This is a genomic window from Candidatus Pelagibacter communis (assembly GCF_001180185.1).
Classification (GTDB): domain Bacteria; phylum Pseudomonadota; class Alphaproteobacteria; order Pelagibacterales; family Pelagibacteraceae; genus Pelagibacter; species Pelagibacter ubique_F.
This window is the reverse complement of the sequence record NZ_CVSS01000051.1, coordinates 52,859-73,832: the sequence shown is the minus strand read 5'-3', so window position 1 is coordinate 73,832 and position 20,974 is coordinate 52,859. Positions and strand designations below refer to the sequence as shown.

The following is a 20,974-nucleotide window of genomic DNA, read 5'->3' as shown; positions in this document are numbered from 1 at the left end:
AACAATATTGTAATGAATAAAAAACTCTTTACCTATAAAAAAAGTGGGGTCAACATTAGAACAGCAGATAGATTTGTTAATTTCATATCTAGCATTTCATCAAAAAAAAAAGGCAACAAAAAGTTTAATAATATTGGTGGATTTGGGTCTATTTCAAGCATTCCAAAAGGGTTTAAAAACCCAAAAATAGTTGCTTGCACAGACGGAGTAGGAACTAAAGTTGAAATAGCAAACTTTTTAAATAAATTTGATACTATAGGCATAGACTTAGTTGCCATGAGTGTAAACGACTTAATAGTTCAAGGAGCAAAGCCCATTTTGTTTCTCGACTACATTTCAATTAATAAAATTGAATTAAAAAAAGTTAAAGCCATTATAAAAGGAATAATGAAAGGTTGTAATATCGCTAAATGCCAACTTGTTGGTGGTGAGACAGCTGAAATGCCTGGAACTTACGAAAAAGGAAAATTCGATATTGCAGGTTTTTCAGTAGGCATAGTTGATGAGAAAAAAATTTTAAATAAAAACAAAATTAAAAAAGGAGACTTAATATTTGCTATACCTTCCTCAGGGATTCATTCTAACGGCTACTCTTTAATAAGACATGTAATTAAGAAAAAAAAAATAAAATTGATTAAAAACAATTTTTTAAAAAAAGAACTTATTAAACCAACAAAAATTTATGTAAAAGAAATTTTAAATCTTACAAATAAAAACTTAATAAATGGTTGTGCAAATATTACAGGTGGAGGAATAGCTGATAATATTAAAAGGATAATACCTGATAACCTATGTGCTAATATAAATTTGGATGAAATAAAACCCTTAAAGATATTTAATTGGTTAAAAAATAACAAAATATCAGATACTGAAATGTTAAAAACGTTTAATTGTGGAGTGGGTTTTTGTATAATAATTAATCCTAAAAATATTAATAAGATAAATAAATTTTTTTCTAAAGAATTTAAACCTTATTTAATTGGAAAGATTATTAAAAGTCAGAATAGAATTAAGTTAAATGGGAAAATTAATTGGAATTACTAAAACAAAAGTTGCAGTTTTTATTTCTGGGAATGGAAGTAATCTTAAGAATTTAATTAAGCATTCACTTAAAAAAGACTCTCAATTTATAATTAAACTAGTCATTTCTAGTAACTCAAAAGCTAAAGGTCTCCAGTATGCAAGAAAATTTAAAATAAAAAAAAAGTCGATTAATTATAATAATATTTTGAATGCTGAAAAACATATTAATGATGAATTGATAAAAAATTATATAGATTTGATTTGTCTTGCAGGCTTTATGAAAATTTTAACAAAAAATTTTATAAAAAAATTTAAAGGAAAAATAATCAATATTCATCCATCATTATTACCAAAATATAAAGGTTTAAATACACACCAAAAAGTGTTGGAAAATAAAGAAAAGTTTTCTGGTTGCACTGTTCATTTTGTCAATTCAAAACTTGATGCTGGAAAGATTATCCTTCAAAAAAAGGTTCCTATACTAAAAAATGATAATCCTGAAAAACTTGCTAAAAGAATTCTTAAACAAGAACATCTTTTGTACCCAAAAGCTCTTAAAAAAATAATAGCTAGACTTTAAAAAAAAAATCTATCTCTATTTGTGCATTTTCTAAGCTATCTGAACCATGTACAGAGTTTTTATCAATTGAGATTCCATATATTTTTCGAATAGTCCCCTCTTTTGCTTCCTTTGGATTAGTTGAACCCATTAATTCTCTGTTAGCAATGACTGCGTTTTCTTTCTCTAATATCATAACAATTATGGGACCAGATGAAAGATAGGAACATAAATCATTATAAAACGGTTTTGTTTCATGGACTTTATAAAACTTTTCAGCCTCAGATTTTTCAATTTGAATTTTTTTTTCTTTTATAATTTTAAAATTATTTTTTATAAACATTGACTTAATTTCTGATTCAAGATTTCTCTCAACTGCATCAGGTTTAATAATAGACAGTGTTTGTTCTAAATTATTCATAATTATCCTCAATAAGTTGGTTTAATAATCTTACTCCAAAACCTGTGGCACCACCTGAGTTCAAAGCTCCACCGTATTTTGAAAAAGCCATCCCAGCAATATCAAGATGTGCCCATGGTGTTTTATTTATTATAAACCTTTGTAAAAATTGTGCTGCTGTTGTAGATCCTGCTCCTCCAACATAATTAATGTTTTGCATGTCTGCTTTTTTTGAATTAATTAATTTATCATAACTCTTATTAAGTGGCATTCTCCAAACTTTCTCGTCAACTTTGATACCTGAATTATAAATCTGATTTGATAATTTATCGTCATTACTAAATAAACCTGCATATTCTGAGCCTAATGCAACTATAATTGCTCCTGTTAATGTTGCTAAATCAATAATAAATTTTGGTTTGAATTTTTCTTCTGTATAAGTGAGTGCGTCCGCTAAAACTAGCCTTCCTTCAGCATCTGTATTTAAAACTTCTATAGTTTTTCCACTATAAGATCTTACAATGTCACCTGGTCTTTGTGCATTTCCATCAGGCATATTTTCAACCAATCCTACTACTCCAACTGCATTTATTTTTGCTTTTCTTAAAGCTAAATTTTTCATTAATCCAACAACAACTGCGGAGCCAGCCATGTCGTAAGTCATATCCTCCATAAATTTAGCTGGTTTTAAAGATATGCCACCAGTATCAAAACAAACTCCTTTTCCTACAAAAGCAAGGGGTTTGTTATTTTTACTAGAACCGCGCCACTCTATTATTACTAGGTAAGATCCTCTAATACTTCCTTGGCCAACACCCAATAATGCGTTCATTCCCATTTTTTTCAATTTATTTTTATTCAAAATAGTAACTTTCAAACCAAATTTTCTTAATTGCATAATTCTTTTTGCATATTCATCTGGATGAAGAATATTGCCAGGTTCTGAAACTAAATCTTTAGTTAAATTTGTTCCATTAAGTATTGCATTGAATTTTGAATTAATCTTTTTAATATTAGATTTCATCTTAATTGGAATATTAATATTAATATTTTTACTTTCATCCTTAGTCTTATATTTATTAAATTCATATGACTTTAACTGTAATCCATGTAGAAATTCATTTAAAAAAAATTTATTTTTCTTAGAAAAAAATTTTGCGTTTTTATCTAAAATGCTGATTGAAAAAACAAAATTAGATTTCAAAAATTCATAAAATTTTGCTCCACTTTTTTCGTTTTCAAAAGAAGTTTGACCCGGTTTTACAGGGACAATAACAATTCTTTGGGAGGGGTTAAGATTAAAAATTGATAGTTTTTTGTTGTTTGCTCTTATCGATTTTGAATTTATTATCTGATTTATATAATCTATCTCCTGATTTTTAAAATAATAATTAAGTTCGATTAATTTATACTTTTCTGTGTAAAATATTACCAGATCACCTGTAGTTTTTTTACTTATGTAACTTAGATTTAATGCCATAATTTTACTTAATTTGATTATTAGATGATTGGTATATATTAAGTTAAATTAGATTTTCAATGAAAAAATTAATATTTAGAAAGTTCATTTGGGATACTTCGAAGTTTTTTATAAGTTCTCTCCTATTAATGGGGATAATTGTATGGACTCTTCAAGCTGTAAATTATTTTGACTTTGTTACAGAAGATGGACATGGCCTGAAAGTATATTTTTTTTATACTATTCTTAACTTACCTAAAATACTACACCGAATACTCCCTTTTATATTTTTTATCTCAATATTTTATACAATTATAAGTTATGAACTTAAAAATGAGCTAAATATTTTTTGGATTAATGGGATTGGTAAAATTAATTTCATTAATAAAGTAATAATTTTTTCAATTACTTTGATGATTTTTCAAATAATTTTAGGTTCATATATATCACCCAATTCTCAATTTAAAGCTCGAAATTATCTTAAAGAATCCAACATTGATTTTTTTACTTCACTCATAAAAGAAAGGAAATTTATCAATGTGATGAAAGGGCTTACAATATTCATTGATAAAAAAAATGAGGATGGCTCCTATTCAGATATTTTTCTTGATGACTCAACAAAAAATAATTCAAAAATGATATATGCTAAAAGTGGAATTTTAATTGAAAATGAAAAACAAAAAATATTTAAGCTTTTAGATGGTAGAATGATTAATAATGAAAATTCCAAAATTAACATATTTGACTTTAATCAAATAGATTTTAATCTTCAGGACTATACTACTACAACAATTATAGTACCTAAGGTTCAAGAAATAAGTTCAATTAAATTATTAAGTTGTATCTTTAATTTTGATGCTGGTAAAAATATATATGAATCATTTAAATGTGGTGAAAATTTAAAAAAAGAGATTATTCAAGAGTTACTTAAAAGATTTTATAAACCAATTTATATTCCAGTAATTACAATTCTTTGCTCTTTTTTAATTATATTTTCAAAAAATGACATTCAGTATAATAAAGTAAAAAATTTGATATTCGTTTTAACATTTTTTCTATTAATCATTTCTGAAGCATCATTACGATATTCTGCAATATCAAGCTACTCATTCTTAATATACTTATTAATACCTTGGGTTATATTTATTTTTGCTTACTCATTTTTTTATAAAATGGTGAAATATGTTTAGGATATATCAAAAATATTTAATAAAAAAATTTTTATTTAAGTTTATCAATATAAGTATAATTTTTTTTTCATTAAGTATGATTCTTGGAATTTTAGAGGAAATTTCTTTTTTCAAAAATTTAGAAAACAATATTCTTTATCCTTTTTTTTTAACATTGCTTAATGCTCCAATTACTTTATTTGAAATATTTCCATTCATTTTTTTATTAACTGTCCAATTTTTAATTTATGAGTTATTTAAAAAAGAAGAATTAAATCTATTAAAAAAGAATGGATTGGATAATCTTAAAATCATAAGAATTTTATTTTTTTTGTCGATATTCATAGGTGTATTTAACGTTTTGGTTTATTACAATGTGGCGTCAAAACTAAAATTTCAATATTCCAATATTAAAAACGGCTTATCAGATGATAACAAATATTTGGCCATGGTAAATGAGAGTGGGTTATGGATAAAAGATGAAATTAATGACAGTATTTTAATTATCAAATCTGCTTATGTAGATAAAAACTTTTTATCAAAAGTAATAATTAATGAATTTAATTCTAATTTTGATTTAAGAAGAACTATTCAATCAAACAAAATTGATATTAAAGAAAAAATTTGGATAATATATAATCCGACGATTACAAAAGAAAATATTAATGAAAAAAGTGATGAATTTATCGTTCTTGAAACAAATTTTGATGAAGATAAAATTAATAATCTATTCTCAAATGTTACTACATTAGACTTGATAAGACTTTTTGATTTAAAAAAAGAGTTTGAAAATCTTGGATACTCATCTGATGAGATTACAATACATTTACTCAAACTCTTTACTACACCACTGTTCTATGGGGTATTAACAATCCTTTCAGCTATAATAATGTTCCATTTTACACGAGACAAATCTCTCATATTTCATATTGTTATTGGGATATTTATGTCTGTTATGATTTATTACATGAATTTTATCTTTAACTCTCTAGGAAATACAGGAAAGATACCAATTATTTTATCAATATTTTTTCCTCTTTTTATTGTTTCAATAATTTCAATTATAGGGTTAATAAATGTCAATGAAAAATAGTTTAATAATTTCTATAGTATTATTTTTCTTTAATTCATCACTTCTAGCCCAAACATATAAGTTTGAAACTAAGAGTTTAGAAATATTTGAAAATGGAAACTTAATTAAAGCATATGACGGAAAAGCTATCTCCACAGATGATGATATGGAAATAGAAGCAGATAAATTTGAATTTACAAAAGAGTTAAAAATTTTAAAAACTTACGGAAATAGTAAAGCAATAATTAAATCTAGAAATTTGGAAATGAATTTTGATGAAGGAGTTTTTAAATCAAAAGATTCTACAATATATACAAAAGGAAATGTAATCATTTTTTTTGATGATAGAAATTTTAAAATTCAAACTGATGAAATATTCTATGATAAAAAAAAAAATCAAATTAAATCAGATGTAAAAACTGTAATTTATGATAAACTTCAAAATCAACATATTGTTGACAGTATAATTTACGAATTAGACAAAAACTTATTAAAAGTAACAAACTTAATATCTATTGATAAAGATGGCAATCAAGTTAAAACTTCAATTGCTTTTATAAACACTCGCTCTAATAAAATGTTTGGTAAAGATGTTGATATCAGTTTAAATAATAAATCTTTTAATAAAGAGAATGAGCCGAGATTAAAAGGAAACAGTTTTGGGAGTGATAACAACATAACAGAAATAACAAAAGGTGTTTTTACAACTTGTAAAAAAAGAGATGGTTGTCCACCATGGCAAATGTCAGCGGAAAATATTAAACATGATAAAAAAAAACAAACTATATTTTATGATAATGCTATATTACGTCTTTATGATAAACCGGTAATGTATTTCCCAAAATTTTTTCATCCAGATCCAACGGTAAAAAGAAGATCTGGATTTTTAATCCCCACAATTAAAAATTCATCCTCCTCAACAAATTATCTCAACGTTCCTTACTTTTTAGCGATTGCAGAAAATAGAGATGCTACTTTTTCTCCTAGAATTTATATGGATGACAAATTTTTACTTCAAACTGAATACAGAGAAGTTAACTTAAATACAAAACACAATTTAGATTTTAGTATTTTTGCTGAAAAAGATAAAGACTCAAAAAACCATGTTTTTTATAATTATGTGAAAGACTTAAATCTTGAAAATTTTGATAACGGAAAATTTAATTTTAAAATGCAAAAAACTTCAAATGACACCTATCTTAAATCAAATAAACTAAGGTCCGAAATTATTCCAGATAAAGATATTTTAGAAAACTCTTTAGGTTTAGACTTATATTCAAATAATCTATCAATCAATTTTGAAACTACAGTTTATGAAAATCTTAATAAAAATACAAATGATAGATATGAATTTATTCTGCCAAAAGTAAGTCTTTATAAAAAATTTAATAATAACACAAATTTAAATGGAGATTTTTCTTTCAAATCACAGGGTCTCATCAGAAATTATAATACGAATGTTTTAGAAAAAAAGAATATTAATGATTTGGTATTTAACTCGTTTCCAATAATTTCTAAAACAGGTTTTTACAATGACTATAAGTTACTTATAAGAAATTCAATTACTGACAGTAAAAACTCCTCTAAATATAAAGAAGACCAAAACATTTATCTTTCTGGAATGTTTCAATATAATTCTTCATTTCCATTGATAAAAGAAAACCAAAGTCACCAAAAAATTTTAAAACCAAAACTTACTTTTAATTTAGCACCCTCACACACTAAAGATGAAAGAAATAAAGACGTGAGAATTGATATTAATAACGTATATTCTATGAATAGGATTGCTGATGATGACACAATTGAGGGTGGTTTATCTTTTGCATATGGCGGAGAGTATTCGATATTTGATAAAAATGTATCTAGGGAAATAATCAATCTTAAATTAGCAAATAATTTTAGATTAGATGAAAACGATGATCTTCCCTTAAATAATCAAATAGGTCAAAAAACATCAAATATTTTTAGTGAAATCATTTTTAATCCTAATGAATTTTTGAACACAAAATACACAACATCAATTAAAAATAATTTTGCAGACATCAACTACGAAAATTTATCTTTAGAAATTGGTAACAATAAACTTATAACTACTTTTGATTATCTAAATGATAACAACGATTTAAATAAAAATTCTTATCTTACTAATACATTAAAATACACTATCGATTCATCAAATAGTCTATCATTTTCTACAAGAGAAAATAAAACTGAAGACATAACAGAATATTATAACTTAATGTATCAATATAATAATGACTGCTTATCAGCTTCTATTGAATATAATAAAGATTATTATAGTGATAGGGACATTAAGCCTGATGAAAGTATATTTCTAAGATTAACGATAATTCCATTTGGTGAAACTAATAGTCCAAATTTAAAATGATAAAAAAAAAAATTAAAATTTTAATATTTCAGATATTTATTTTATTTTTTTTTACTTACATATCAAATGCTCAAATATTTATCGTAGCTAAAATAAATAACGAAATAATAACAAATTTCGACTTATTAAAAGAGAGTAAATACCTCAAAATATTAAATCCTAATATTTCAAAATTAGATGATGAAAAAATTTTAGAACTTGCAAAAAAATCTCTTGTAACTGAAATTATAAAAACTAAAGAACTTAAAAAAGTTATTGATGTTAATAGCAACAATCCTTACACACAAAAACAATTAGAAAATTTGTATAAAAGTTTAGGCTTTGAAAATGAGGATCAATTTAATAGTGAACTTAAAAAAAATAATAATTATTCAATAGAACAAATAAAAAAAAAAATTAAGATTGAGTTATTCTGGAACGAATTTATCTATGCCCGGTATAATAATCAACTTAAAATAAATAAGACAGAATTAATTAGTAAAGTTAATAATAAAAAAAGTGAAAAGCAAAAAGAATTTTTATTATCTGAAATAATTTTTACAAAAAAAAAAAATGAGCCATTAGAAAATTTGATTAAGCAAATTAAAGAAAGTATAAATGAAATTGGCTTTAATAATACTGCTAGCATTTATAGTATATCAGATAGCTCAAAACTTGGAGGTAAATTAGGTTGGATAAAACAAGATAGCTTATCAAAATTAATATCTTCTAAGCTTGAAAATCTAAAAGAAAATGAATATTCCGATGTGATTACACTAGGTAATAATTTTTTAATTCTGAAAATAGACCAAATTAGAATTAATGAGACTAAGATAGATAAAAAGCGATTACTCGCGGAATTAATTAAAAATGAGACAAATAATCAACTTAATCAATTTTCTCGAATTTACTTTGATAAGATAAAAATGAACTACAAAATTGATGAAAAATAATAATCCAGTATTAATTGTTCCAGGAGACCCAAATAGTGTCTTCTTTGAAATTTTTTTTAAATCTATAAAGAAAAATAAATTTAGAAGCCCTATTATTTTGATTTGTAACATTGGTGTTTTTAAGAAAGAGGCAAAAAGATTTAAATTCAAGAAAAAATTGAGAATCTTAAATTTTGAAAAAATAAAAGATTACAAGATTAGTAATAAAGAAATAAATTTAATAAATATTAACTTTAGAAATTTTTCTAATAAAAAAAAATTAGAGGAATCTAAAAGAAAATATGTAAAAACCTCTTTTAATACAGCCTTTAAGCTTTTAAAAAATAAGTTTAGCTACAAATTTTTAAATGGTCCCATCAATAAAAGTTTATTTTTCAACAAAAAATATTTAGGTGTAACAGAGTATATCTCAGATTATTTCAATAAGAAAAAAACTGGGATGCTTATTTACAATAAAAAATTATCAGTTTGCCCTATTACAACTCATTTACCCATTAAATTGGTAAGTCATAGAATTACTAAAAAATTAATTCTAGAAAAAATAACTATTATAGATAACTTTTATAAAAAAAATTTAAAATTCAAACCAAAAATAGGTGTTACAGGCCTAAATCCTCACTGTGAGAGTATACTAAAATTTAACGAAGATAATGAAATTGTATTATCTGCTATCAAAAGAGCATCTAAAAAGAACTTCAATGTTAAAGGACCGTTTTCAGCTGATACTATATTTTTAAAATCAAACAGAAAAAAATTTGATATTATTTTGGGCATGTATCATGATCAAGTGCTAACACCAATCAAAACTTTATTTGAGTATGATGCTTTTAATATAACTATGGGCTTACCCTTTTTGAGAGTTTCTCCTGATCATGGTCCTAATATTAAGATGATTGGAAAAAATAAATCAAATCCTCTTAGTCTTATTAAAGCTTTAGAATTTTTAGATAAAAAGTGATAAAAGCAAAAAAAAGTCTAGGTCAAAATTTTTTAATTGATCCAAATATAATTAATAAAATTATTAATATCATTGAGATAAAAGATAGAAACCTTTTAGAGATCGGTCCAGGAACAGGAAATTTAACATCAGCATTGCTTAAGGAAAATCCAAACAAATTATTAGTAATTGAAAAAGATAATCAATTAGCTTCCATGTTAAGAGAAAAATTTAAAGACTCAATTGAAGTCATAAATCAAGATATTTTAAATTTAAATGAAAATTTACTTAGTAAAAAAATACTTACTGTTTATGGAAACTTACCATATAACATTTCAACTGAAATTTTATGTAAATGGATTTTAAATTTAGATAGTAATAAATTTTGGTTTGATAATCTTATTCTAATGTTTCAAAAAGAAGTTGCTGATAGAATTATTTCTGATTTTAACACAAAAAATTATGGACGTTTATCAATAATATCTAATTGGAAATTAAAGGTTAAAAAAATATGTGACATAAAACCCTCAAGTTTTTTTCCTAAACCTAAAATTGATAGCAGTCTTTTACTTTTTTGAACCAAAAAAAACTTTATAAAAATAAAAAAATTCCAAAAATCTTGAAAAAATTACTAGAAATTTTTTTATGCATAGAAGAAAAATGATTAAAAATACTTATAATCAATTGTTTAACAAAAATTTAGAGACGGCAAAAAAACTTAATATCAACCTAAATTTAAGACCACAAAACTTAGATTTTGACACCTATTATAATCTTACTTCAGAATATGAAAATTTAAGAGGTTAGTTTTTTTATGTGATTTTTGATATATTCAATATCATAATTTTTTATTCCTTTATTAATTTCTGCCTCTATAAGACTTAAAATTTTGGCATGGCATTTTTCTAAATTATCATTTACTACAACATAATCGTAATCGACCCAATGCAAGACATCTTTTTCAAATTGATTCATTCTTTCCTCTACTATTAATTTGTCTTTCATGTCTCTGTTAGATAATCTCTCGAATAGGATTTCTTTACTAGGTGGAAGTATAAAAAATGTTATTAATTTATAATTAAGTTTCTGATTTCTAATTTGATTAGCTCCTTGCCAATCAATATCAAACAAAACATTTTTACCTTTACTTAAATTTTCTATAACTGGTGTTTTTGTTGTTCCATAAAAATTTTTAAAAACTTTTGCATATTCCAAAAATTCTTTTTTCATTAATAAGTTTCTTAAACTTATCATCATTAACAAAATAATAATCTTTGTTTTCAATTTCGTCTGGTCTGGGTTTTCTAGTGGTATGAGAAATTGAGATCTCAAAATTATTCTGTTTTGATAGGAGTTTTACTAAAGTTGTTTTACCAGCTCCGGAAGGAGATGATAAAATAACCATTACCCCATCATTTTGATTGGGCATTGAGAAATCTTTTAATTGGCTTTACTTTCAATAAATTTTACAGCATCACCTACTGTTAAAATTTTTTCTGCTTCACTATCAGAAATTTCTGAACCGAATTCCTCCTCAAAAGCCATTACTAATTCTACAGTGTCTAGACTGTCTGCACCTAAATCATCTATAAAACTTGATTCCTCTGTGACTTTTGCTTCATCAATTCCTAAATGGTCTGCAACTATTTTTTTAACTTTGCTTGAAACATCTTCTGACATATTGATCCTTTATTGTTTTAAAATCGTTATTAGTTTAATTACTTAGATTGTCAAGCCATATACATGCCTCCATTAACATGTAATGTTTCGCCATTAATATAATCTGACTGATTAGAGGCCAAAAAAAGAACTGCATTTGCAATATCCTCTGGTTCACCTAGTCTAGCAGAGGGTATTTTTGAAATTATAATATCTTTAAATTTTTCATCTATTTTGTCTGTCATGGCAGTTTTAATGAACCCTGGAGAAATACAATTAATATTTATATTTTTTTTAGCGTATTCTATCGCTAAACTTTTTGACATCGCAACTATGCCTGCTTTTGAGGCAGTGTAATTGACTTGTCCTAAATTACCTGTGTGACCAACAATTGATGTAATATTTATAATTTTACCTTTTTTATTTTTTATCATTTTCTTAATCGCAAATTTACTCATTAAAAAAGTTGATGTTAAATTTATATCAATTACTTTTTTCCACTCTTCTAAATTCATTCTTATTGCTAAGTTGTCTTGAGTAATACCTGCGTTATTTATTAAGCAATCTAGGCCATCTAATTCTGTAAAAGAGTTTTCGATAAATTCCTCAATCTTTTCACTTTGTGAAATATCAAATTTAAGTATTTTCAAATTTTTATATTTACTTTTTAATTCTTCAAGTTTTTGAATTTTTGTGCCTGATGCTAATACATTCGCACCCGCTTGATGTAATTTCTCTACAATTGAATTACCTATCCCTCCTGAAGCACCCGTCACTATAATCTTTTTATTTTTTAAATCATTCATATCTTAATATTTTTTATTTCCTCCTCATTATTAATTGAACATACATTTACCTCTTTATTAATTCTTTTTATTAGACCGGATAGAACTTTTCCAGGACCAATTTCGATAAATTGTTTTACTCCCTTATTAATCATATTTATAACACTCTCTCTCCAGCGAACTCTGTTTTCTATTTGTTTAATCAATAAATCTTTTAATTCATCTGCATTAAATATTTCATTTGCTGTTATATTAGAAATTAAGGGATTGCTACCTTTTTTAAATTTTAATCGACCCAGTTCTTCTCTCATTATATTTGTAGCATTTTTCATCATACTGCAATGGAATGGAGCACTAACTGGTAATTTTATATTTTTTATTTTATTTTCTTTTAAAAAAAGACCCATTTTTACTAAATCTTTATTTTTACCACTTAATACAATCTGTCCTTCAGAATTGTCATTTGCAATTTCAGCATAAAAGTTATCTTTGTTTTCTTCTAAAATATTTTCTATATTTTTTACAGTTGTTCCTAACACAGCCAACATTCCTCCTTCGCCATTTGGAACTGAGTTTTGCATGGCATTTCCTCTTACCTGTAAAATTTTAATAGTCTCTTGAAAATCTAAATACCCAGCACATGCAATTGCAGAATATTCTCCTAAGGAATGACCTGCATAAAATTTTGCTTTACTTAAATCAATATCGAACTCCTTTCTTATTATTTGAAATATTGAATAACTAATAAGAAAAATTGCAGGTTGTGTATTTACTGTTAGATCTAATTCATCTTTTGGTCCTTCTAAAATAATCTTAGATAAGGGGACATCAAGTGCGCTGTCTGCTTCTTTAAATAATTTTTTTACAAGTTCGAACTTCTCATAAAACTCTTTTCCCATACCTACAACTTGAGATCCTTGACCAGGAAAAATTACAGAAAACATATAAAATTTTTTTAATTTTAGTCTTTTTTTTGTGTTGTAATTAAAGACTTATAATAGTATATCCTCTCGTTTTATTAAAGAATTTAAATGAATTTATACGAACACACTATTATAGCTAGACAAGATACTTCACCAAGTGAGCTTAGGCAGCTAACTGAAAAATACTCAAAAATAGTAGAAAAAAATGAGGGAGAGGTTGTTAAAACAGAAAACTGGGGTTTATTAAACTTGGCTTTCTTAATAAAAAAAAATAAGAAAGGTAGTTACATTCATTTTAAAATTAAAGGTAAAAGTAAAGTAGTTGAAGAATTAGAAAAAAATGAGTCTATTGATAAAAAATTATTAAGATATTTAACTGTTAAAGTTAAAAACTTTGATCTAGATACAAATTACTTTTCTAAAAAAGATGATAATGAAAAATTTGAAAAAAAAGAGAAAAATACTAATTGATCATGCCTAAAAGACAAAGTGGAAATAAGAAAGGAAAACAAAGTAATTTTGCTAAACTAAGTATTTTTCAACCAAATAAATATAAATTCAAAAAAAGTTGTCCATTGTCTGTTAAGGGTGCACCAAAAATAGATTATAAAAACATAAAATTGCTTAAAAAGTACATTTCTGAAAATGGAAAAATATTACCCTCAAGAATTACTAATGTGAGCCAAAAAAAACAAAGAGAGTTATCTATTTCAATAAAAAGAGCTAGAAATTTAGCACTATTATAAAATGAAAGTTATTTTATTAGAAAATATAAAAAGAATTGGATCGATAGGACAAATTATAGATGTCAGAAGAGGATTTGCTAGAAACTTTTTAATAGCGAACAAAAAAGCATTATACGCATCAAAAGAAAATATAAAAGAAGTGGAGAAAATTAAGTCTGATCTTGCCAAAAAAGATAACAGTAAAAAAGCTGAAGCTCAAAAGATTTCTGACCAAGTAAATAAAAAAGAGTATCAAGTAAAGAAATTGAGTACAGAAAATAATGAATTATATGGTTCAGTTAAACCAACTGAAATAGCAAAATTAATTCAAGAAAAAGACAAGGTTGATATTAAACCTTCAATGATACAACCGGTCCAAGAAATAAAAACTCTTGGTAAGCATAAAGTTAAAATTTCATTGCACTCTGCAGTTGATGCAGAAATAATAATTAATGTAAAATCTGCTGAATCTATTCAATAATTATACAATTTCATCCACAACACTTTTTTTAAATTCTTAAATAAAGCATTTTCATATATTTTCTAATAATGGAAAAAAGTCTTAGTGTTATTCAGGATAAATTTAAAGAACTTCCTAACAATATTGAGGCTGAGCAATCAGTGATAGGCTCAATACTAGTCACCAACGAAATTTTTGATGAAATAAGTGCAATGATATCTAATATAAATTTTTATGACCCAATGCATCAAAAAATTTATAATGCTATTGAAAATTTAATTTATAAGGGGATGCTTGCAAATCCAATTACTCTAAAGAATTATTTTGAAAATGAAAAAGATGACTTAAACGTACCTGAATACTTAGTAAAAATTACCAAGTTCTCTACTTCTTTAAGACAAGCGATTGAATATTCCAAAATAATTTACGACATGTATGTGAGGCGCGAACTAATTAAAATATCTGAGCAAACTATAGATAATGCAAAAATGAATGATTTGGACTCAAGTGGTCAAAATATTATAGAAAACTCTGAGAGGTTATTATTTGATTTAGCTGAAAAAGGATCTTTTAATTCATCTTTAATTAAATTTGATGATGCAATGAAACAAACTATTGAAATGGCATCAGCTGCTTATAAAAATGAAGGAGGAATAGTTGGAGTTCCAACCGGGCTAAGAGATTTAGATGACAAACTTGGTGGTTTTCATAATTCAGATTTAATTATCATCGCAGGTCGACCCTCTATGGGAAAAACATCTTTAGCAACCAATATCGCATTCAATGCTGCAAAATATGTTCAAGACAATGGAAAAAAATCTTCAATAGCTTTTTTTTCATTAGAAATGTCATCTGAGCAGCTATCAACTAGAATACTGTCAGAACAAGCAAGAATAGGGTCAAATGATATTAGACGTGGAAGAATTTCAGATGAACAGTTTGATCAATTTTTAGAAACATCAAAAAATATAGCTGAACTCCCACTATTCATAGATGAAACACCTGCAATTAGTATTGCGGCTATGAGTAATCGCGCAAGAAGGATTAAAAGATTACATGGATTGGAAATGATCGTTGTTGATTATATACAGCTTATGAGAGGAACAACAGCTAATAAAGATGGCAGAGTTCAAGAAATTTCTCAAATTACTCAAGGTCTCAAAGCTATAGCTAAAGAACTTAGTGTTCCCGTAGTCGCATTATCTCAATTATCACGTCAAGTTGAGCAACGTGATGATCACAAACCACAACTAGCAGATCTGAGAGAATCTGGATCAATAGAACAAGATGCTGATGTTGTTATGTTTGTTTATAGAGAAGGTTATTATCTTCAAAGAAAAGAACCACGAGAAGCAACAGTAGAACATGCTGAATGGCAAGCCAAGATGAATGAGGTTGCTCATTTAGCAGAAATTATAATTGGGAAACAACGACACGGTCCGATTGGTAAAGTAACTCTTGAATTTGAGGAAAGATTTACCAAATTTAAAGATACTCAAATTAATTAATTTCCAATATAAAAGAACTTATGTTTGTAAATTTGTATGAAAGTACAATATTAAAAAATCCAAAGTCTGTTTTTGCAATTTTATTGATAATACTTTTTAGTTTTGGTTATTTCTCTAAGGATTTTAGGTTAGACGCTTCCTCTGAAACTTTGTTAATAGAAGGAGATCCTGACCTAGAGTATTTGAGAGAAATAACTAATCGATACGGATCAAAAGAATTTTTGATACTAACATATACTCCAAATGAGGGTATGGTTACAAATGCTTCCATAAATAATTTATTAAGCTTAAAATATAAAATTCAAAGTTTGGATTGGGTTCACAGTGTAATCACATTATTAGATATACCCTTGTTAAATAATTCAGATGCACCTCTTCAGGAAAGATTAGTGTCCTTTAAAACACTTAAGGATGAAGATATTGATAGAGAGAGAGGCTTTAAAGAAATTCTAAATAGTCCAGTATTTAGAAACTTTGTTATAAGTGAGGATGGAAAGACAAGTGGAATAATAGTTAATATCAAGCAAAGGCCAGTTTTAGAAAATATTGAAAATTTATCACGAAGAGAAATTGAAGAATATAAAGATTTAATAAAAAAACAAAATCATAACAATATTTCAGAAATTAGAGATGTAATAAAAAGTTATGAAGATATTGGAAAAATTTATTTAGGTGGTATTCCAATGATTGCTGATGATATGATGACATTTATCAAAAGTGATATTATTGTTTTTGGTCTTGGGGTTTTAATATTTATAATAGCAACTCTCTGGTTTGTCTTTAAAAAGTTAATTTGGATAATAGTTCCTATAAGTAGTTGTTTTTTTTCTGTAATTATAATGATGGGGTTACTTGGCTTACTTGGTTGGAAAGTAACAGTAATCTCCTCTAATTTTATTGCATTAATGTTAATTTTAACAATGGCAATGAATATTCATATGAGCACAAGATTTTTACAATTTCGAAAATCAAATTCAGCTAAATCTAATTTGGAAATATTAATTTTGACGACTAGTAAAATGTTTTGGCCAATTCTGTATACAGTTTTGACAACTATTATAGCTTTTTTGTCCTTAATTTTTAGTGAAATAAAACCAATTATTGATTTTGGCTGGATGATGACCTTTGGATTAATCACATCATTTATAATTACTTTTACTTTACTTCCGACTTTATTAAGTTTCACTTCTACCAAAAATATATCTATTAAAAAAGATAACGGTTCAAAAATAACAAAGCTTCTTGGAGAGATATCTCTAAAATTTAAAATTCCAATTTTTATGATAACTAGCGTTATCTTACTTATAAGTATTTTTGGTGTTAGCAAATTAGAGGTGGAAAATAGTTTTATAAATTACTTCAGTAAAAAAACTGAAATATATAAAGGAATGAAATTAATTGATGATAAATTAGGAGGAACAACCCCATTAGAGGTTATTTTAAAATTTCCTAATTTAAATAACGAGCAATTAAAAGATGATGATGAATTCGAAGATTGGGAAAATGAAGATGAAAACGATAATGAAAAATATTGGTTCACGAAAGATAAAATTGACACAATTGCTAATGTTCATAATTATCTAGATAGTCTACCAGAGACTGGTAAAGTCTTATCATTTTCCTCTATTATTGATGTTGCTACGCAACTAAACAATGATAAGCCTCTAGGTACTTTAGAAATGGGGGTTTTATATACTAAAATTCCCCAAAGTATAAAAACAGAAATAGTAGACCCTTATATTTCAATAAAAGATAACGAGGCTCGAATAAGTTTAAGAATAATCGACTCACAAGAGGATTTAAGAAGAAATGATTTAATCAACAGAATAGAAGATGATCTTCAGAGTAAACTTAATTTAGATAAAAACAGATTTAAATTAGCTGGTGTATTAATTTTATTTAACAATCTCTTACAAAGTTTATTCAAATCTCAAATTTTAACTTTGGGATTAGTCATGATTGGAATTTTCACAATGTTTCTGGTATTATTTAAAAATATCAAATTATCTTTGATTGGTATAGTGCCAAATTTCATCGCTGCTTTTTTTATTCTTGGCATAATTGGAATTCTAGGCATTCCTCTAGACATGATGACTATTACAATTGCTGCAATTACTATAGGTATTGCAGTAGATAACAGTATTCATTACATTTATAGATTTAAGGAGGAATTTAACAAGATAGGAGATTACAAAACTACATTACAAACTTGTCACTCTACTGTTGGTGTAGCAATTTTAAATACATCAATAACAATTGTTTTTGGGTTTTCTATTTTGATACTTTCAAAGTTTATTCCCACAATTTATTTTGGGATATTCACAGGTTTAGCAATGTTGTTGGCTATGGTTTCAGTTTTAACTTTATTACCTTCTTTAATTTTAGTTTTGAAACCTTTTAAAAAATAATGTTAGATTTTTTTGTTAAAATTTATAAGGTAATTTCTTTGATTGATCTAATTTATTTAGTTATTACAATCTTATCTTTAATCAGTTGCTATAAAAAAGGTTTTGTTCTAAGTGTTCTTTCTATGGCTAAATGGTTGTTGGCTTATATAATAACATTAATCATATTTCCAAAAATAAAACCTTACTTTTCAGATATATTAGATAACGAATATGTTTTAGACGTAGTTCTAGGTATTAGTATATTTATTATTGTTATTTTTTTTGTTTTAATGGTTAATAAAGGAATTAGTAAAGTTATTAGTTATACTGGTATTGGAAGTTTAGACACTATTTTTGGATTCTTTTTTGGATTTTTAAGAGCATATATAATTTCAGTATGTATATTTTCAGGCGCACATGTTGTTTATAATCATGAAAAATGGCCGATAAATTCAGATAAATCTTATGTCTTTTCATATTTAGTGAAAGGTAGTAATTATTTACTGAAAGAATTTCCAGATGAAAAAACTTATCAAGATTCCAAAGAAAAAATTGAAGATCTATAATCCAAAATTTAATGAGGAGTGTGGTGTATTTGGTATCAGCAATATAGAGGATGCGTCAGCGATGACTGCGTTAGGCTTACATGCCTTACAACACAGAGGTCAAGAGGGTTGTGGTATTGTGACATTTGATGGCGAACAATATTACTCAGAAAAAAGATTCGGGTTAGTTGGAGATAATTTTAATAAAGAAAAAATTCTTAAAAGACTAAAAGGAAATTATGCAATAGGTCATAATAGATATAGCACTACAGGAAGTAATACTTTAAGGAATATTCAGCCCTTTTTTGCAGATACCAATGCGGGTGGTATCGGAGTTGCACACAATGGGAATTTAACAAATTCAATATACTTAAGAAATAAGCTTGTAGAGGAAGGTGCTATTTTTTATACAACATCAGACACTGAAACGATTGTACAATTAATCGCCAAATCTAAAAGAGTTAAAACAATAGATAAAGTTGTAGATGCAATATTTCAAATTCAAGGTGGTTATGCTTTAGTGATGCTTACTCAAAAATCTCTAATTGGCGTAAGAGATCCCTATGGTATTAGACCATTAGTAATTGGAAAACTAAAAAATAGTTATGTGCTTGCATCTGAAACATGTGCATTAGATATTATTGGTGCGAAATTTTTAAGAGAAGTTGAAAATGGAGAGATAGTAATTATTGAAGATAACAAACTAAAAAGCATTAAGCCTTTTTCTCCAAAAAAAGTTAGACCTTGCGTTTTTGAATATATATATTTTGCAAGACCTGACAGTATTTTAAATGGTAGAACAGCTTACGAACACAGAAAAAATTTAGGAAAAGAGCTTGCTAAAGAAAATGATATTGATGCAGACATTATTGTTCCAGTACCAGATAGTGGAAACGCTGCCGCGTTAGGATTTGCTCAACATTTAGGGAAAAATTTTGAGCACGGTTTAATTAGAAATCATTATGTTGGAAGAACTTTTATTGAACCAAGTCAGCAAATAAGAAGTTTAGGAGTAAAGCTTAAATTGAATGCAAATGAAACAACTATAAAAAATAAAAATATAATTTTAATTGATGACTCTTTAGTCAGGGGTACGACGTCTCTTAAAATTGTAAAAATGCTTTACGATGCTGGAGCTAAAGCAGTGCATGTTAAAATTGCTTGTCCTGAGATTCGATATCCTGATTTTTACGGTGTTGATACTCCTACAAGAAAAGAACTTCTAGCTGCAAACAAAACTAATGATGAAATTTGTAAGTATATTGGGGCAAGATCTTTAAAATTTTTATCTATTGAAGGAATGTACAGGGCAATTGGTTTTGAGAAAAGAGATAGAGGTTATCCTCAGTTAACAGATCACTATTTTACTGGAGAATATCCTGTTAAACCAATTGATGAATTAGGTGACAGCAAAATTACTCAACTTTCTTTATTAAATACAAACTCTAATAATTGATGAAAACAGTTAACTTTACTCAGATGAAGGATGGAAATAAAGATGAATATCTTTTATTAGACAGATATGAAAAAGAATACATCAATAAAACTGCTGAAAGAATATTGGTCTATTTAAAAGGATTAACAAAAACTTTGGAAGGTTACAAAATTTCAAGACTAGAACATTCACTTCAAACAGCAACACGTGCTTTTAATGATAAAGCGGAAGAAGAAATGGTTGTTGCAGCTTTACTTCATGACATAGGTGATGAATTAGCTCCATTAAACCACTCGGAATATGCTGCTGCTATTCTTAAACCTTATGTGACAAAAAAAACACATTGGATAATTGAAAAACATGGTGAATTTCAAATGTATTACTATGCTCATCATTTAGGAAAAAATAAAAATCTAAGAGATAAATATAAAGATCACGAATTTTATAATGATGCATTAAATTTTTGTGAAAAATGGGACCAAGCCTCTTTTGATCCTAATTTTAAAAGCATGACACTAGAAGATTTTTCACCTATGGTAAAAAGAATATTTTCAAGAAAGCCTTATTCTTTTCTTTAAAATAATAAATTAAATACTATTTAAGAATT

General features: G+C 26.2%; 24 protein-coding genes. 17 read left to right on the top strand and 7 right to left on the bottom strand.

Annotated elements, in window-relative coordinates:
• Nucleotides 1-12 precede the first annotated feature (12 nt).
• Nucleotides 13-1,044, top strand: a complete 1,032-nt coding sequence (gene purM / locus AMN95_RS04635) for a phosphoribosylformylglycinamidine cyclo-ligase (protein ID WP_075522794.1) — start codon at nucleotides 13-15, stop codon at nucleotides 1,042-1,044.
• Complete coding sequence (gene purN / locus AMN95_RS04630) at nucleotides 1,019-1,603, top strand: phosphoribosylglycinamide formyltransferase (protein WP_075522793.1); 585 nt, start codon at nucleotides 1,019-1,021, stop codon at nucleotides 1,601-1,603. Before purM ends, purN begins: the two co-directional genes overlap by 26 nt.
• On the opposite strand, the gene ndk is transcribed toward purN, so the two are convergent.
• Nucleotides 1,593-2,003, bottom strand: coding sequence for a nucleoside-diphosphate kinase (gene ndk, locus AMN95_RS04625; RefSeq protein ID WP_075522792.1), 411 nt, complete (start codon nucleotides 2,001-2,003; stop codon nucleotides 1,593-1,595). The two genes, purN and ndk, sit on opposite strands and share 11 nt — an antisense overlap.
• Nucleotides 1,996-3,462 carry a leucyl aminopeptidase gene (locus AMN95_RS04620; protein ID WP_075522791.1) on the bottom strand — a complete coding sequence of 489 codons (1,467 nt, stop codon included), beginning with the start codon at nucleotides 3,460-3,462 and terminating at the stop codon, nucleotides 1,996-1,998. The genes ndk and AMN95_RS04620 overlap by 8 nt, the downstream gene beginning before the upstream one ends.
• Nucleotides 3,463-3,521: 59 nt before the next feature.
• On the opposite strand from AMN95_RS04620, the gene AMN95_RS04615 reads away from it, so the two are divergent.
• The 7 genes from AMN95_RS04615 (at nucleotide 3,522) to AMN95_RS05745 (ending at nucleotide 10,747) form a co-directional block, all read left to right on the top strand.
• On the top strand, nucleotides 3,522-4,631 hold the full coding sequence (locus AMN95_RS04615; protein ID WP_075522790.1) for an LptF/LptG family permease: 1,110 nt from the start codon (nucleotides 3,522-3,524) through the stop codon (nucleotides 4,629-4,631).
• Entirely contained in the window at nucleotides 4,624-5,703 is a 1,080-nt protein-coding gene (locus tag AMN95_RS04610; protein ID WP_075522789.1) for an LptF/LptG family permease, read from the top strand. The genes AMN95_RS04615 and AMN95_RS04610 overlap by 8 nt, the downstream gene beginning before the upstream one ends.
• The gene (locus tag AMN95_RS04605) at nucleotides 5,693-8,071 is read left to right on the top strand and encodes an LPS-assembly protein LptD (RefSeq protein WP_143323768.1); all 2,379 of its coding nucleotides are present in this window, start codon (nucleotides 5,693-5,695) and stop codon (nucleotides 8,069-8,071) included. The genes AMN95_RS04610 and AMN95_RS04605 overlap by 11 nt, the downstream gene beginning before the upstream one ends.
• Nucleotides 8,068-9,003: a peptidylprolyl isomerase gene (locus AMN95_RS04600; protein ID WP_075522787.1), complete on the top strand. Its 936-nt coding sequence runs from the start codon at nucleotides 8,068-8,070 to the stop codon at nucleotides 9,001-9,003. Before AMN95_RS04605 ends, AMN95_RS04600 begins: the two co-directional genes overlap by 4 nt.
• Nucleotides 8,993-9,961, top strand: coding sequence for a 4-hydroxythreonine-4-phosphate dehydrogenase PdxA (locus tag AMN95_RS04595; RefSeq protein ID WP_075522786.1), 969 nt, complete (start codon nucleotides 8,993-8,995; stop codon nucleotides 9,959-9,961). Before AMN95_RS04600 ends, AMN95_RS04595 begins: the two co-directional genes overlap by 11 nt.
• The gene (gene rsmA / locus AMN95_RS04590) at nucleotides 9,958-10,518 is read left to right on the top strand and encodes a 16S rRNA (adenine(1518)-N(6)/adenine(1519)-N(6))-dimethyltransferase RsmA (RefSeq protein WP_256997953.1); all 561 of its coding nucleotides are present in this window, start codon (nucleotides 9,958-9,960) and stop codon (nucleotides 10,516-10,518) included. Before AMN95_RS04595 ends, rsmA begins: the two co-directional genes overlap by 4 nt.
• Before the next feature lie 67 nt (nucleotides 10,519-10,585).
• Nucleotides 10,586-10,747 carry a hypothetical protein gene (locus AMN95_RS05745; protein ID WP_256997952.1) on the top strand — a complete coding sequence of 54 codons (162 nt, stop codon included), beginning with the start codon at nucleotides 10,586-10,588 and terminating at the stop codon, nucleotides 10,745-10,747.
• Here the strand turns inward: AMN95_RS05745 and AMN95_RS04585 are convergent.
• From AMN95_RS04585 to fabD, 5 genes are read right to left on the bottom strand one after another with little or no spacing between them, the layout of a single operon-like run.
• Nucleotides 10,736-11,170, bottom strand: a complete 435-nt coding sequence (locus AMN95_RS04585; protein WP_256997951.1) for a nucleoside/nucleotide kinase family protein — start codon at nucleotides 11,168-11,170, stop codon at nucleotides 10,736-10,738. The two genes, AMN95_RS05745 and AMN95_RS04585, sit on opposite strands and share 12 nt — an antisense overlap.
• Nucleotides 11,133-11,369, bottom strand: coding sequence for a nucleoside/nucleotide kinase family protein (locus AMN95_RS05740; protein WP_256997950.1), 237 nt, complete (start codon nucleotides 11,367-11,369; stop codon nucleotides 11,133-11,135). Before AMN95_RS05740 ends, AMN95_RS04585 begins: the two co-directional genes overlap by 38 nt.
• 11 nt (nucleotides 11,370-11,380) lie before the next feature.
• Nucleotides 11,381-11,620, bottom strand: coding sequence for an acyl carrier protein (locus AMN95_RS04580; protein ID WP_075522785.1), 240 nt, complete (start codon nucleotides 11,618-11,620; stop codon nucleotides 11,381-11,383).
• Between the two features lie 50 nt (nucleotides 11,621-11,670).
• The gene (gene fabG / locus AMN95_RS04575) at nucleotides 11,671-12,405 is read right to left on the bottom strand and encodes a 3-oxoacyl-[acyl-carrier-protein] reductase (RefSeq protein ID WP_075522784.1); all 735 of its coding nucleotides are present in this window, start codon (nucleotides 12,403-12,405) and stop codon (nucleotides 11,671-11,673) included.
• Nucleotides 12,402-13,328, bottom strand: a complete 927-nt coding sequence (gene fabD, locus AMN95_RS04570) for an ACP S-malonyltransferase (protein ID WP_075522783.1) — start codon at nucleotides 13,326-13,328, stop codon at nucleotides 12,402-12,404. Before fabD ends, fabG begins: the two co-directional genes overlap by 4 nt.
• A gap of 87 nt (nucleotides 13,329-13,415) precedes the next feature.
• Here fabD and rpsF point away from each other — a divergent pair, with 87 nt between their 5' ends.
• The 8 genes from rpsF (at nucleotide 13,416) to AMN95_RS04530 (ending at nucleotide 20,945) form a co-directional block, all read left to right on the top strand.
• On the top strand, nucleotides 13,416-13,778 hold the full coding sequence (gene rpsF / locus AMN95_RS04565) for a 30S ribosomal protein S6 (protein ID WP_075522782.1): 363 nt from the start codon (nucleotides 13,416-13,418) through the stop codon (nucleotides 13,776-13,778).
• Nucleotides 13,779-13,780: 2 nt separating this feature from the next.
• Nucleotides 13,781-14,053, top strand: coding sequence for a 30S ribosomal protein S18 (gene rpsR, locus AMN95_RS04560; protein WP_075522781.1), 273 nt, complete (start codon nucleotides 13,781-13,783; stop codon nucleotides 14,051-14,053).
• A gap of 1 nt (nucleotide 14,054) precedes the next feature.
• Nucleotides 14,055-14,513 carry a 50S ribosomal protein L9 gene (rplI, locus tag AMN95_RS04555; protein ID WP_075522780.1) on the top strand — a complete coding sequence of 153 codons (459 nt, stop codon included), beginning with the start codon at nucleotides 14,055-14,057 and terminating at the stop codon, nucleotides 14,511-14,513.
• A 68-nt stretch (nucleotides 14,514-14,581) separates the two neighbouring features.
• Nucleotides 14,582-16,000 (top strand): replicative DNA helicase, encoded by a 1,419-nt coding sequence (locus tag AMN95_RS04550; RefSeq protein WP_075522779.1) that lies wholly within the window; start codon nucleotides 14,582-14,584, stop codon nucleotides 15,998-16,000.
• A gap of 20 nt (nucleotides 16,001-16,020) precedes the next feature.
• Nucleotides 16,021-18,408 (top strand): efflux RND transporter permease subunit, encoded by a 2,388-nt coding sequence (locus tag AMN95_RS04545; RefSeq protein WP_075522778.1) that lies wholly within the window; start codon nucleotides 16,021-16,023, stop codon nucleotides 18,406-18,408.
• Nucleotides 18,408-18,953, top strand: a complete 546-nt coding sequence (locus AMN95_RS04540; protein ID WP_075522777.1) for a CvpA family protein — start codon at nucleotides 18,408-18,410, stop codon at nucleotides 18,951-18,953. The genes AMN95_RS04545 and AMN95_RS04540 overlap by 1 nt, the downstream gene beginning before the upstream one ends.
• Nucleotides 18,907-20,388: an amidophosphoribosyltransferase gene (purF, locus tag AMN95_RS04535; RefSeq protein WP_075522776.1), complete on the top strand. Its 1,482-nt coding sequence runs from the start codon at nucleotides 18,907-18,909 to the stop codon at nucleotides 20,386-20,388. The genes AMN95_RS04540 and purF overlap by 47 nt, the downstream gene beginning before the upstream one ends.
• Nucleotides 20,388-20,945, top strand: coding sequence for an HD domain-containing protein (locus AMN95_RS04530; protein WP_075522775.1), 558 nt, complete (start codon nucleotides 20,388-20,390; stop codon nucleotides 20,943-20,945). The genes purF and AMN95_RS04530 overlap by 1 nt, the downstream gene beginning before the upstream one ends.
• Nucleotides 20,946-20,974 lie beyond the last annotated feature (29 nt).

Excerpts from the sequence above, each read along its gene's own strand:
- AMN95_RS04615 (WP_075522790.1), top strand. The coding sequence starts at position 3,522 with ATGAAAAAATTAATATTTAGAAAGTTCATTTGGGATACTTCGAAGTTT.
- AMN95_RS04600 (WP_075522787.1), top strand. The coding sequence starts at position 8,068 with ATGATAAAAAAAAAAATTAAAATTTTAATATTTCAGATATTTATTTTA.
- AMN95_RS04580 (WP_075522785.1), bottom strand. The coding sequence starts at position 11,620 with ATGTCAGAAGATGTTTCAAGCAAAGTTAAAAAAATAGTTGCAGACCAT.
- rplI (WP_075522780.1), top strand. The coding sequence starts at position 14,055 with ATGAAAGTTATTTTATTAGAAAATATAAAAAGAATTGGATCGATAGGA.
- AMN95_RS04540 (WP_075522777.1), top strand. The coding sequence starts at position 18,408 with ATGTTAGATTTTTTTGTTAAAATTTATAAGGTAATTTCTTTGATTGAT.
- purM (WP_075522794.1), top strand. The coding sequence starts at position 13 with ATGAATAAAAAACTCTTTACCTATAAAAAAAGTGGGGTCAACATTAGA.
- AMN95_RS04545 (WP_075522778.1), top strand. The coding sequence starts at position 16,021 with ATGTTTGTAAATTTGTATGAAAGTACAATATTAAAAAATCCAAAGTCT.
- AMN95_RS04605 (WP_143323768.1), top strand. The coding sequence starts at position 5,693 with ATGAAAAATAGTTTAATAATTTCTATAGTATTATTTTTCTTTAATTCA.
- AMN95_RS04585 (WP_256997951.1), bottom strand. The coding sequence starts at position 11,170 with ATGAAAAAAGAATTTTTGGAATATGCAAAAGTTTTTAAAAATTTTTAT.
- AMN95_RS04595 (WP_075522786.1), top strand. The coding sequence starts at position 8,993 with ATGAAAAATAATAATCCAGTATTAATTGTTCCAGGAGACCCAAATAGT.
- AMN95_RS04620 (WP_075522791.1), bottom strand. The coding sequence starts at position 3,462 with ATGGCATTAAATCTAAGTTACATAAGTAAAAAAACTACAGGTGATCTG.
- AMN95_RS05745 (WP_256997952.1), top strand. The coding sequence starts at position 10,586 with ATGCATAGAAGAAAAATGATTAAAAATACTTATAATCAATTGTTTAAC.
- purN (WP_075522793.1), top strand. The coding sequence starts at position 1,019 with ATGGGAAAATTAATTGGAATTACTAAAACAAAAGTTGCAGTTTTTATT.
- AMN95_RS04550 (WP_075522779.1), top strand. The coding sequence starts at position 14,582 with ATGGAAAAAAGTCTTAGTGTTATTCAGGATAAATTTAAAGAACTTCCT.
- AMN95_RS04530 (WP_075522775.1), top strand. The coding sequence starts at position 20,388 with ATGAAAACAGTTAACTTTACTCAGATGAAGGATGGAAATAAAGATGAA.
- rpsR (WP_075522781.1), top strand. The coding sequence starts at position 13,781 with ATGCCTAAAAGACAAAGTGGAAATAAGAAAGGAAAACAAAGTAATTTT.
- fabD (WP_075522783.1), bottom strand. The coding sequence starts at position 13,328 with ATGTTTTCTGTAATTTTTCCTGGTCAAGGATCTCAAGTTGTAGGTATG.
- AMN95_RS05740 (WP_256997950.1), bottom strand. The coding sequence starts at position 11,369 with ATGCCCAATCAAAATGATGGGGTAATGGTTATTTTATCATCTCCTTCC.
- rpsF (WP_075522782.1), top strand. The coding sequence starts at position 13,416 with ATGAATTTATACGAACACACTATTATAGCTAGACAAGATACTTCACCA.
- AMN95_RS04610 (WP_075522789.1), top strand. The coding sequence starts at position 4,624 with ATGTTTAGGATATATCAAAAATATTTAATAAAAAAATTTTTATTTAAG.
- fabG (WP_075522784.1), bottom strand. The coding sequence starts at position 12,405 with ATGAATGATTTAAAAAATAAAAAGATTATAGTGACGGGTGCTTCAGGA.
- purF (WP_075522776.1), top strand. The coding sequence starts at position 18,907 with ATGAAAAAACTTATCAAGATTCCAAAGAAAAAATTGAAGATCTATAAT.
- ndk (WP_075522792.1), bottom strand. The coding sequence starts at position 2,003 with ATGAATAATTTAGAACAAACACTGTCTATTATTAAACCTGATGCAGTT.